This is a genomic window from Herbidospora daliensis (assembly GCF_001570585.1).
GTDB classification, from domain to species: Bacteria; Actinomycetota; Actinomycetes; order Streptosporangiales; family Streptosporangiaceae; genus Herbidospora; species Herbidospora daliensis.
The window spans coordinates 839,184-850,752 of record NZ_BBXF01000003.1 but is presented as its reverse complement, the minus strand read 5'-3'; the positions used below and the strand labels follow the sequence as shown (position 1 = coordinate 850,752).

14 protein-coding genes are annotated in these 11,569 nt (G+C 72.0%); 2 read left to right on the top strand and 12 right to left on the bottom strand.

What is annotated here, in order from left to right:
- Window positions 1-11: 11 nt before the first annotated feature.
- From AW274_RS18985 to AW274_RS39300, 12 genes are all read right to left on the bottom strand, one after another.
- Window positions 12-806 carry a copper resistance CopC family protein gene (locus tag AW274_RS18985; protein WP_062433886.1) on the bottom strand — a complete coding sequence of 265 codons (795 nt, stop codon included), beginning with the start codon at window positions 804-806 and terminating at the stop codon, window positions 12-14.
- Window positions 803-1,954: a metabolite traffic protein EboE gene (eboE, locus tag AW274_RS18980; protein WP_062433883.1), complete on the bottom strand. Its 1,152-nt coding sequence runs from the start codon at window positions 1,952-1,954 to the stop codon at window positions 803-805. The genes AW274_RS18985 and eboE overlap by 4 nt, the downstream gene beginning before the upstream one ends.
- Window position 1,955: 1 nt before the next feature.
- A complete protein-coding gene (locus AW274_RS18975) occupies window positions 1,956-2,813 on the bottom strand; it encodes a TatD family hydrolase (RefSeq protein ID WP_062433880.1) in 858 nt (285 codons plus the stop codon).
- Window positions 2,814-2,815: 2 nt separating this feature from the next.
- Window positions 2,816-3,418, bottom strand: a complete 603-nt coding sequence (locus AW274_RS18970; protein ID WP_062434694.1) for an EboA domain-containing protein — start codon at window positions 3,416-3,418, stop codon at window positions 2,816-2,818.
- A complete protein-coding gene (locus tag AW274_RS18965; protein ID WP_062433879.1) occupies window positions 3,415-4,563 on the bottom strand; it encodes an inositol-3-phosphate synthase in 1,149 nt (382 codons plus the stop codon). The genes AW274_RS18970 and AW274_RS18965 overlap by 4 nt, the downstream gene beginning before the upstream one ends.
- A 211-nt stretch (window positions 4,564-4,774) precedes the next feature.
- Entirely contained in the window at window positions 4,775-5,647 is an 873-nt protein-coding gene (locus tag AW274_RS18960; RefSeq protein WP_062433877.1) for a hypothetical protein, read from the bottom strand.
- Complete coding sequence (locus tag AW274_RS18955; protein ID WP_062433874.1) at window positions 5,644-6,159, bottom strand: RNA polymerase sigma factor; 516 nt, start codon at window positions 6,157-6,159, stop codon at window positions 5,644-5,646. Before AW274_RS18955 ends, AW274_RS18960 begins: the two co-directional genes overlap by 4 nt.
- Before the next feature lie 30 nt (window positions 6,160-6,189).
- Window positions 6,190-6,372: an EF-hand domain-containing protein gene (locus tag AW274_RS18950; protein WP_062357122.1), complete on the bottom strand. Its 183-nt coding sequence runs from the start codon at window positions 6,370-6,372 to the stop codon at window positions 6,190-6,192.
- A gap of 9 nt (window positions 6,373-6,381) precedes the next feature.
- On the bottom strand, window positions 6,382-7,188 hold the full coding sequence (locus AW274_RS18945; RefSeq protein WP_198169282.1) for a GNAT family N-acetyltransferase: 807 nt from the start codon (window positions 7,186-7,188) through the stop codon (window positions 6,382-6,384).
- A complete protein-coding gene (locus AW274_RS18940) occupies window positions 7,185-8,015 on the bottom strand; it encodes a hypothetical protein (RefSeq protein WP_157520421.1) in 831 nt (276 codons plus the stop codon). The genes AW274_RS18945 and AW274_RS18940 overlap by 4 nt, the downstream gene beginning before the upstream one ends.
- A gap of 21 nt (window positions 8,016-8,036) precedes the next feature.
- Window positions 8,037-8,816: a hypothetical protein gene (locus tag AW274_RS18935; RefSeq protein WP_062433863.1), complete on the bottom strand. Its 780-nt coding sequence runs from the start codon at window positions 8,814-8,816 to the stop codon at window positions 8,037-8,039.
- Between the two features lie 95 nt (window positions 8,817-8,911).
- Window positions 8,912-10,228: a glycosyl hydrolase gene (locus tag AW274_RS39300; protein WP_083974472.1), complete on the bottom strand. Its 1,317-nt coding sequence runs from the start codon at window positions 10,226-10,228 to the stop codon at window positions 8,912-8,914.
- 105 nt (window positions 10,229-10,333) lie between these two features.
- Here AW274_RS39300 and AW274_RS18925 point away from each other — a divergent pair, with 105 nt between their 5' ends.
- Window positions 10,334-10,873, top strand: coding sequence for an RNA 2'-phosphotransferase (locus AW274_RS18925; RefSeq protein WP_062433860.1), 540 nt, complete (start codon window positions 10,334-10,336; stop codon window positions 10,871-10,873).
- 6 nt (window positions 10,874-10,879) lie between these two features.
- Entirely contained in the window at window positions 10,880-11,443 is a 564-nt protein-coding gene (locus tag AW274_RS18920; RefSeq protein WP_157520418.1) for a hypothetical protein, read from the top strand.
- The last annotated feature ends 126 nt before the right edge of the window (window positions 11,444-11,569 follow it).

Sequence of the window (11,569 nt, the reverse complement as noted above, 5' to 3'; positions counted from 1 at the left end):
CGGTTCTCCAGTCAACGTTTCTTCGCGCCGGCCTTGGGCCGGTTGTTCTTCGCGGGGTTCCCCGACCTGCTGGTCTTCTTCGCGGGTGGACGCCGCATCGCCCGCGCCAGCAGGACGATCACGCCCGCGCCCAGCACGACCGGGATCAGCCAGACCAGCGGGCTGTCGTCGCCCGTGTCGGGCGCGGCCACCGGCGACGGGGCCACGGTGGGCGCGGCCGTCGTCACGGTCTGGGTGTCGGTGGTCGGCAGCGTCACCGGCTGCTGGTCCTTCTGCGAGTGCGCCGCCTCGATCGCGGCCAGCAGGCCGGGGTCGGGGCCGGCGGTCGGCTCGGTCCAGTCGCCGGGCGCCTTGGTCGGCTTGCCCGCGTAGGTGAACTCGAGCTTGCCCTTGACCTCCTCGCCGTCGCTGGCGATCGACAGGTACTCGACCGTGTACTCGCCGACCTTGGGCCAGTAGGCCACGGGCAGCTCGACCGAGTAGCCCTCGTGGTAGAGGCGCGGCTCCCACTTGCCGTCGATCAGGAACAGCTCCGTGACCGGCTCGTCGAGGCGTTTGGTCGCCCCGACGAGCCACTGACGCTCGACGCGCTCGCCGCCGGGGGCGGTCACGGTGAAGTGGGCGTTGCGCGGCGGCGCCTCGGTGAACCACATCGTGAGGGTCTGGCGCGCCTCGGCGAGGGTGCCGCCCTTCTCCGGGGTCGACTCGACGAGCTGGCCGTGGGCGAACGCCGGGCCCTCCAGGAGGACCGTCGTCGTGCCCAGGCAGAGCACCGCGATCAGCAACCGGGCCAGCAGTCTCGTCATCGGGACAGGTCCTCCAGTCCGAGCGCGACCAGGCGGTCGCGCGTCCAGGCGAGCTCGGCGGCGAGGCCCGCCACCAGGCCCGTATCTCCCTGCGGGCGGCGGTCCTCGGGGAGGACCTGCCAGGTGTAGGTCTCCACCTCGACGTGGTCGGTCACCGCCGAGGGGCCGCCGAAGAGAGCCTCCAGCGTGCTGTTCAGCACGCCGCTCGTGCTCGACAGCGGCGGCTCGGGGTCGGCGTGGAGGGGCAGGTGGAAGTGCACCCGCCACGCGTCGTCCCCGGGCAGGCCGGCGAGCGCCTCGTCGAGGTCGTCGCACGACCCGCCGCCGCGCTCCCGCGTCTGGTGCAGGAACCGCTCCTCGTGGAAGGCCGCCAGCTCCGCCTTGGCGGAGGCGGGGTCCTCGACGTGGAGGGCGCACGACGCCTGGGTCTTCACCACGGGCAGCCCCGCGGCGTCCAGGGCGGCCAGCGACCCGGCCGGGTCCTCGAACTGCACGGCCAGGTGGCAGACGTCCAGGCAGACGCCGAGCCAGTCGTGGTCGAGGTCGGCGAACTCGGCGCACGCCTGCTCGATCGTCTCGACGACGCAGCCGGGCTCGGGTTCAAGGGCGACCCGGACCGTCCGGCCGCTGGAGGCGGCCAGCTTGGACAGTCCTTCGGCCAGCTCGCCCAGCCGGGCCCGCGCCTCGGCGGCCCTGGACGGGTTCCAGTCGGTCCGCCAGGCCAGCGGCAGCGTCGAGACGCTGCCGCGCGCGGCGTCGTCGGGCAGCAGCCCGGCCAGCACCGAGGCGCAGTCGAGCGTGTAGCGCAGCCGGTCGTGGGTGGTCCAGTCGGGGACGTACACCTTGCGCTTCACCACCGGGTCGTGGAAACCCCGGTAGGGGAACGCGTTCAGCGTCACCACCTCCAGGCCGCGGGCGGCCAGCTCGCGGCGCAGCCGCACCACCTGGACGGGGTCCTCGACCAGGGCGGTCGCGACGTCGCGCGCCAGCCACAGGCCGAGGCCCAGGCGGTCGACCCCGAGGGCCTCCCTGACCGGCTCGCCGAAGCGGGCGAGCTGGCCCAGGACACCCTCCAGGCTTTCGGCCGGGTGGACGTTGGTGCAGTAGGCGACGTGCACCGTCGACCCGTCGGAATGCCGGAGCCGCATGTCAGGCGTCCTTGCGCACGCCGCGCAGCACCGAGTTGCCCTCGAAGGTCTCGTCGGTCTTCAGGTCCGAAAGGTCGAGGCGGCCCGACTGGCCGTAGAACTCGACCGGGTTGCGCCACAGCACCTTGTCGACGTCGTCGGCCGAGAACCCGGCCGCCAGCATCGCGTCGCCCGTCTTGCGGGTCTTCAGCGGGTCGCTGCGGCCCCAGTCGGCGGCCGAGTTGACCAGCATCCGGTCGGTGCCGAACTCCTGGAGGATGCGGACCATGCGGTCCTCGTCCATCTTGGTGTCGGGGTAGATCGAGAACGCGGCCCAGCTGCCCGACTCGACGACCATCCGCACGGTCATCTCGTTGAGGTGGTCGACCACGACCATGCCGGGCGCGATGCCCGACTCGCGCACGACGTCGAGCGTCCGCCGGGTGCCGGCGGCCTTGTCGCGGTGCGGGGTGTGGACCATGATCGGCAGCTCGTGCTCCTTCGCCAAGTCGAGCTGACGCGTGAAGGCCTCGTCCTCCTCCTTCGTCATCGAGTCGTAGCCGACCTCGCCGACCGCGACCACGCCGTCCTTCTCGAGGTAGCGGGGCAGCTCGTCGAGGACGTCCACGCAGCGCGGGTCGTTGGCCTCCTTCGGGTTCAGGGCGATCGTGCAGTGGTGGCGGATGCCGAACTGCGCGGCCCGGAAGGGCTCCCAGCCGACGAGGGAGTCGAAGTAGTCGAGGAACGAGCGCACCCCGGTGCGCGGCTGGCCCAGCCAGAAGGCCGGCTCGACCAGGGCCCGGACGCCGGCCGCGTACATGGCCTCGTAGTCGTCCGTGGTCCGCGACGTCATGTGGATGTGCGGGTCGAAGATTCGCACGGTTAGGACTCCTGGTCTACGAGGGTGAGCACGAGGTGCACGTCGTCGGGCACCACGCGGCCGGCCGCTTCGCGTTCCTTGGCGAAGTCGCCCAGCATGCGGGCCAGCTCGGCGTCGGCGCGGTCGGCCAGGCCCGCGACGGCCGCCAGGGGCACGCCGACGAACACGCACTTGAGCACGCCGTGCCGCCAGCCCTCCTCGTCGAGGTGGGCGGCGGCGTAGGGGCCCATGGCGGCGGCCACGAGCCGGGTGTCGTTGGTGCGCAGGGCGTCGCGCACCAGCGGCAGCCCCTCGTCGCCGAGGCCGAGGAGCGGCAGCGCGCGCAGCACCGCCCGCTTCTCGGCGTTGTCCCCTTCGGTGTACGCCCGCGACGCCGCCGCGGCCCTGGGCCGGGGCAGCGCGTCGAGCAGCAGGGCACGGGCGGCGTCGTCGGCCGTCCAGCCCGGCAGGCTCTCCAGGGCGCCCCGGCCGACCTTGCGGCCGGCGGCGGGGAACAGCACGGCGAGTCTGGCGGGGTCGTCCGCGACCTGGGCCCGCGCGGACGACAACCATTCCTCGGCCTGGGGGGTGAGGTCGAGCGCGGCGCGCAGGTCGTCGGGCGTCATCGGACCGCCCACTCTCGTAGCGCGTCGTACTGGGCGAGCAACCGGTGCTCGTCGGTGCCGACCGGATCCTTGAAGAAGAACCCGAGCGAGGCCAGCGCGCCCGACTCGCCCTGCTCGTGCGCCCACGCCGTGAACCGGGCCAGGTCGAGCACCAGCGGCGCGGCCAGCGCCGAGTCGCAACCCTGCCAGGTGAACTGCATGGTCATCCGGACGCCGAGGAAACCCTCGAACAGGATGTGGTCCCAGGCGGTCTTCCAGTCGCCCAGGTCAGGAACGTAGTCAATGTGGACCTCGCCCCCGGCGGAGTACCCGAGCATCTTCGCCATGCCCCGCTGCTTGGAGGCCGTCTTGCTGGCCGCGGCGGCCGGGTCGGCCAGGGTCGCCCCGTCGCCGCCGCCCAGCAGGTTGGTGCCCGACCACGACAGGACGCGCAGCGCCCGCGTGGTGAACATCGGCGCCAGCGCCGACCGCATGAGCGTCTCGCCGGTCTTGCCGTCGCTGCCGGCGTACGGGACGCCGCGCGACTTGGCCAGCTCGTCGAGCGCGGGCAGGCGGGCGCCGGTCGACGGGGTGAAGTCGACGAAGGCGCAGCCGGCCTCGAAGGCGGCGTAGGCGTACACGGAACTGGGCGGCAGGACGTAGGCGTCGGTCTCCATGGCCTTCTGGAGGGCCGAGAGGTCGTCGTGCTCGGGACGGTAGGCGCTGGGCGGCTCCGTCGACGACACGTTGATCACGACGACCCGGTCGAGCCCGTGCCGCTCGCGGAAGGCCGCGATGTCGGCGGCCAGCCGCGCCACGACCTGGAGCTGCGGCACCGCGTCCTCGACGTGCACGCCGTCGCGGATCTCCGCCTCGACCGCCGTCACCTCGGGCAGCACGGCCGCGGCGATGTCCCGCGGGACCACCCCCGAGGTGGTCAGCTGCTCCACGCGCTTGGCCAGGGGGGTGGCCACGATGTCGTGACCGCCGAACACGAGCTCCCCGAATCCGGCCAACGGAAGCTGTGCGAAGTCCGGCAGTTCCGAGACCAGGCCGACCGGGGCCGCGAGCCCTAACCGCACCGCGGTGGCGCCCGCCATCGCGGTGGTCGCCACCGACCCACGAACACCAACGAACCAGACGCCTGTCCGACTCTGCTTCACCATCACCGGCTTCCCTTTCGATATATCTCCGAAGGGACGGCTTGGTGAGGTCGGATGGAGCCGGCCTATGGCACGCTGAGTCCCCGGTCGGAGGACGCGCACGCCGAACGCGTCTACGGTTCAAAAAAACCCTGCTTGACCTATGGCGTGCCACCGCCGCCAAGCCCGAGACGTCCATATTGTTACGGTGCGGTACATCTCGGGTCAATGCCGGCTACAGGTTCGGAGGGGGCGCGGACCCGTTGTAAAACGGGTTCTGACTGAGGCGCCGCTCGGTCACCAGCAGCCGCACCACCCCCTCGCGGACCTGCCAGGCGTTCCAGACGGTCCACCGGTCGCCGGGGGTGACGTCGGTGAAGGAGAGCCCTCCGTCGGCCCCGACGTCGATGCGCCGGTACGTCACCCGCAGCCCCCGGCGCTCCGCCTCGGCCGTCACTTCCCGTACGGGCGCGCCGTTCCGGAGCTTCAGCCCGTGGAGCGGCCCGCCGGGCTCCAGGGCCTTGTCGAAGTCGGCGTAGTCCTCCCCCGGCCGGGCCGGCCGCCCGAGCCGGACGTCGACCGAGCCGGGGAACCCGGCGGGCACCCGGATGATCATCGAGCACCCCGGCCGGGCGGGCACGCACCCCTTCGGCTCCGGGTTGGCGCTCAGCACCACCCCGTCGTAGGCGAACTCGCCGCCGATCTCCTCGGGGCGGTCGAACGTGCCGGCGATCATCAGCCCGAGCGACCGCCCGGCCGAGAGCGGCGAGACCGGCAGCGGGCGGATCCGCACGTTCAGCCCGACGGCCCGGAACGCCTCGGTGAAGCGTTCGTGGTCGGCGAAGGGATCGATGACGCGGGCGACGTACTGCCGCCCCTCCAGGCGGATCTCGACCGCCGCGTTGGCGTAGGAGGTGATGGGCTGCGGCGGCATCAGCGTCACGACGAGCCCGGCGGCGACGGCGACCAGCGCGGGACGCAGCCAGCGGCGGCGGCGGCGCGCCGGCACGGGTTCGGCCGTCACCCGGGCCAGCAGGGCGAGGGCGCCCGGGGAGTCCGGGTCGCCGCCCCGGGCCGACGGGTCGAGGGGCGTCAGGAGGTCGGTCATGGGGTCTCTCCCAGGGAGGCCAGGGCGAAGGAGGTGGGCACGCCGTTGGCGGCCAGCGCCGCCGCGAACCGGCGGCGGGCGCGGTGGAGGCGGACGCGGACGTTGTTGCGGGTGATGCCGAGCGTCACGGCGATCTCGTCGTGGCCGAGCCCCTCCCAGGCGACCAGGGCGAGCAGTTCGCGGTCGGCGTCCGGCAGCGCGCGGAAGGTCTGCGTGATCACGCTCATCTCGACGCCGGGCGCCGGGGCGTAGAGGTCGGCCATCTCGGCGTCGAGCACCGCGTCGCGGCGGCCGCCGCGGCGATGCTGGGAGAGCACGCGGCGGGCGACGGCGTACAGCCAGAGGACCGCCTCGTCGCCGCGCGGGATCTTCTCGCGTTTTCGCCAGGCCACGGCGTAGGTGTCGGCGACGACGTCGGCGGCGTCCTGCGCGGACGCGCAACGGCGCACCGCGTATCGGGTGAGCCGTTCGTAGGTGTCGCGGAAGACGGCCTCGAAGGTTTCGGGGGTCACGTCCCCCTTATGGCGTTCCGGGCCCCGGCATTACCCGAGCAGGCGGGAGAATTCCTCGAAGGAGTAGCGGCCGTCGCCGTCGGCGTCGAGACCGGTCGCGTACGCCCCCAGGGCCTCGGCGGGCAGCTGGGGGAAGTGGGCGACGATCTCCGCCTCGGTGACGTATCCGTCGCTGTCGGCGTCGATGGCGTCGAACGTAGCCTTGAGGTCCACCTGATCTCCTTATCCTCGGGCCACACCATAATGCACGGTCCGGGCGATAGGGGTGAACCCCATCGAACGGTACAGACGCGCCGGAATCGGCCAGGCGTCGTCGCCCCGGGGGCTGACAGTGGCGACCTCGGCCCCCAGGTCCCGGGCGGTGCGGAGGGCGGCCAGGCAGACGTCCCGGGCCAGGCCCCGGCCCCGGTGGTCGGGCACGGTCCCGACGGGCTCGATCAGAACGGCCTTCCGGGCGTCGTCGAGCCAGGCGAGGCAGTAGGCGGCGGCCTGGCCGTCGACGTCGGCGACGACGTCGAGCTCCCTCCGGTACGGCGCGGTGGCCTGGACGTTCCGGTAGCTCTCCTCGGTGACTCTCGACGGGTAGAACGCCTCCCGGTGGGCCCTGACCCGGCCGGCGAGGTCGGTGACCGGGTGACAGGCGGCCGCCGGTTCGGGGAGGTCGTCGAGGTTGCGTACCAGGTGCAGGAAGAACGGCCCGTCCACCGGGACGAACCCGCGCGCCTCGACGGCGCGGACCAGGTGCGGTTCGGCGCTCGACACGACGACGCTCTCGGGTTCGGTGATATCGGTGAACCAGTCGAGGACCTCACCGGCCCAGCGCTCGTCGACGGCCTGAAGGTTGAGGTGGCCGGGCAACTCGGCCCACCCCCACGCGACGACCTCACCGTTCGCGCGCCAGACCCTCGTGGGCCACTCGTGGTCGCGGCCGGTGTGCTGGCGCAGGCCCCAGGCCAGGTCGCCGACGTGCCAGCGGGCGCCGGGGAACCACAGGCGGGAGGTCAGCTCCTGCATCTCGTGAAGGCTCACTGGACCCACAACACTCCGGGCATGCGGATCAGCCGGTCGAGCAGCGCGGGGTCGGGCGCGGCGGGCAGGTCGACCATGAACATCTCACTGTGATGAGCCTCGGTGACCTCGAAGTCCGGCGGGTCGAGCGGTTTCCCCAGCGACTCGCGGACATCGCCTTCGGTCGCCTCCCACAGGGAGAAAGCCCGGCTCACCGGGTACACGACCCCTCCATCGAGTCCCCTGAGCACCTCCTCGACGGCCCGCATCTCGGCCGGGGTCGCCGCGCCCCGTCCCCCCGCGCAGGTGCGCGCCGACCACTTCGCCCGTTCGCCGCACATCATCACGAAGAGATCACCGCCCTTGCCCTCCCAGTACGGCCTCGGAGTCACCGAAGCGCCCCACGACCCGGGAAAGCCGGGTGTGCGCGGATAGCCGGGGTAGTCGGCGTCCACCGCCACCAGGTCCGCCGTGCGGGCGATCACGGCGTTGAACATACCGCCGAATTCCGAGAGCTCGGGCTCGAAATCCGCCAGCTCCTCCGCGTCGAAGAGCGGCGTGACGTTGGACCGGTTGTCCTCCCGGAGCTTCTTCGAGTCCGCCAGCATGGCCTCGGGACTGGTGTAGGTCAGATCGGAGAGGCGGGGATCGGCCTCCAGCGTCCTGCGGACCGCCTGCACCATCTCGGGCGTCGCCGCGCCCGCGTCACAACCGTTCACCATCGCGTCCTCGGCACACATGTAGACGGCGAGGCGGCCTCCCTCCGGCCAAGGGTCCTTCGCGGCCACCCCACCGGCGGCGGACGCGCCGCCGTAGACGAGGGCGAGGGTGATCAACAAGCGGAGCATCGTCGGATTATCGCGTATGTGTCAGTTCGGGCCGACTTCGCGAACTCCGGGCAGCTTGACCAGGCGGTAGAGGAGCTCGGTGCGCCCTGTCGTGTCATCCAGGTCCAGCCAGAACGTCGTGCTGAAGGCGACGTCGGCGGGCACTTTCCACCGGGGGCCGAGGCGGCGCAGGTAGGTGAGGTGGTTCCACCGGGAGTGCGCCGGGGTCGCCTCGTAGACGATCGGCTCGCCGGGCAGGGCGCGCAGGTGGGCGGCGACCGCCGCCAGTTCGGCGTCCGTGGCGGCGCCGCGCCCCACGCAGCTGAGGTCCTTCTCGGTCGCGGGTCCGCACATCTGGACGCGGACGTCGGCCCTGCCGGTCCAGTACATGACCGGCATGACGTAGACGACGGTGACGCCGGGGATCTCGCCGAGATCCTCGATCAGTTCGTCGGGGTCGGCCGTGCCTACCGCGATGGCCTCGATCTGGAAGGCCAGGTCGTCGGCGGTGAAGAGGTTCGAGAAGCCCTTCTCGCCGGGAGCGTTCGACAGTTCGGGGCGGTTGAAGTCGTCGGCCGCCTCCTGCCGGTCGGCGAGACGGGCCTCCGTGATCCTCGGATCGGCGGCGACCGCGGCGGTGGCGGCCTCCAGCTGGGCCGGCGTCGGGTCGCCTTCCGGGCATCCCCAGTTGTCGGCGCCGAGACCGCCGCACAGGAACACCGACACGTCCCACGTGTGCGGCCACGGGTCCCGGGCCGCCGCGCCCCCGTCCGCCGCCACGGCGGTCAGCACCAGGGCCACGGAGATCAACAGGCGGAGCATCGTCGGATTATGTCGCAAGAAAAGGGCCATCCCGGGACCCGGGCGTAAACGCCGGGGGTGCGGGTCCCGGGATGGCGGTCCTGCCGTTCGGGTGACTAGCGGGGCAGCGCCTGGAAGGCGCGGCCGGCTGCGGTCGGGGTGCCGTTGTCGCGGAAGAGGCCGCTGTTGACGCCGCTCGCGCCCGCGCCGATGCCGAACCACGCGTAGCGCTCGACGAACGGGAGCGACTGGAGCATCTTGGCCGACTCCGTGACGAACGCCGCCTGCTGGGCCTCGGTCGGGAAGCGCACGCCGTTGCTGAAGTCGATCAGGGCGAACTCGGTCAGCCAGATGGGCTTCTTGTAGCGGTCGTACACGGCCTGGAGGTAGCCCTTGAGCTGCTGGACGGCGCGCTCGGTGACGAAGTCGCCGCCGTACCAGTGCAGCGGGATGAAGTCGACGCGGTAGCCGCGCTGCTTGGCGCCGGTCATGAAGCGGTCGAGCCAGCCGCCCGCGCGGTCGCCGCCCCACGCGACGGCCGGGGCGCCGAGGATCTTGCCGGCGTCCTGGAGCTTCGGCCACAGTTCGAGGGCCTTCTCGACCGTCATGTTGGCCTGGTCGGCGAAGTCGGGCTCGTTGAAGCCGAGGAGGTAGGGGCCGGCGGCCTTGGCCTTGGCGAGGTTGGCGTCGGTGACGCTGTTGGCGCCCCAGATCATCGGGACGAACTGGCTGTCGGCCGGGGTGGTGATGTTGGGGTGGTCGACGGCCCAGGTGTAGTACCAGCCGGCCTTGGCGTTGGCCACGGCGGCGTTGACGCCGGGGATCTGCCAGACCGCGACGCCCTTCTTGCCCTTGGCGGTGGCCGGGGGCGTGCTGGGGCTCGACGAGGGGGTCGGCTTCGGCGTCGTGCTCGGCGTGGTGGTGGGGGTGGTCCCGGGGGTGCCGTTGCCGAAGACCTGGAACTCCCAGAGGGAGACGCCGTACTGGCTGGAGCGCTTGGTGGCGTGCAGGCGCACGTAGCGGGCGCTCGCCGACGCGTTGATCGTCTGGACGCCGCCCCGGCCGGCCGTGGTGGTGTGGATGGTCCGCCACGTCGCGGCGTCGTTCGAGGTCTGGATCTGGAAGGCGGTCGCGTAGGCGCGCTCCCAGTTGAGCACGATCCGGCTGATCGGCGTGACCTTGCCCAGGTCGAGGCGGATCCACTGCGGGTCGGCGAACTTGCTGGACCAGCGGGTGCTCGTCTTGCCGTCGAAGGCCGCGGCCGCCGACAGGTCGCCCCGCTCGACCGACGAGGCCACCGCGGGACGACCCTGCGAGACCAGCGAGTCGGCGGCCTGCGCGGGCCCGACCCCGGTGATCAGGGACGCGCTCAGGGCCACCGCGAGGGAGCCCCCGAGCGCGGCGCGCCGGCGGGGAACTGTCGTCTGAGTCATGGTTGTCCTTCGTAGGGGATGTCTGAACCGGAGACCCCGCGACGACCTGCGGATAACAGAAATCGGGAAGACGGCGGCCGGTTTTTCCGGCCACACTCGACGACCATGGACCAACGGCGCATGGTGCGCATCTCGAAATACCTGGCCAAGCACCTGCGGCACGAGCCCGAACGCATCGGCCTGGTCCTCGACGAGCAGGGCTGGACCCCCGTCGACGACCTGATCGCGGCCGCCGCCGCGCACGGCTTCCCCTTCGACCGGGCCGAGCTCGACCACGTGGTCGAGGCCAACGACAAGAAGCGGTACGTCATCAGCGACGGCCTCATCCGGGCCAGCCAGGGCCACTCGATCGAGGTCGACCTCGACCTGCCCGTGGTCGAGCCGCCCGTCGTGCTCTACCACGGGACCGCCCCGGCGGCGCTGCCCGCGATCAGAGCCGAGGGGCTGCGGCAGATGGCGCGGCACCACGTGCACCTGTCACCCGACGTCGCGACGGCCGAGCGGGTGGGAACGCGGCGGGGGCGTCCGGTCGTGCTGACGGTCGAGTCGGGCCGCATGCACGCCGAGGGCCACGAGTTCCGGGTCAGCGCGAACGGCGTGTGGCTGGTCTCCCACGTCCCGCCGGCCTTCCTGCGCTTCCCGTAGGCCGTCATGGCGATGAGATCAGTGCTGCCGGTCCTCGCGCTCTGTACGGCCGGCCTCGCGGTCGTGGCCTACGTCCACACCTTCGAGCTGGTGATCCTGCGGACGTACCTGGACCACCCGTTCGCCTTCGGCGCGCTGGCCTGCCTGCTGGCGATGCCGACGACGTTCCGGCTGCGCCGGGTCTGGCTGCGGGTCGCGGTCATCGTGCTCGCGGCGCTGGGCCTGGTCGTCGCGCTGTTCGAGGGGATGATCGCCGTCATGTTCGGCGCCGCTGAGGAGGCCGGTCACGTCGACGGGCCGGCCCCGTACCGGATCCGGCTCCAGACGTCGACGGCGGGACTCGGGCCCGACCAGGTGACATGGCTCAGCCTCCGCCGGGAGGAGGGGCTGCTCACCCGGGAGTGGCACCTCGGCTGCTTCAACGACGACGAGTCCGGCGACGGCTTCGCCTCGGTCAGGTGGACGGGCCCGGCCGCGATCGAGATCCGGGTGCAGGACGGCCGCACCTTCCCCATCACCCTGGACCCGTCCTCGGGCCGGCCGCAAACCACGGCCGCCCTCAACTGCTGACTCCCCCGGCCCGCCATGCGCCCAGCCTGGGCCCGAGGGCCTGTCAGATATACCCGCTATAAGATCACCCCGCGTAGTACGTTGACAGACCCCCGCACCCTGCGTTTTGCTCGAAAGCAAAACGTT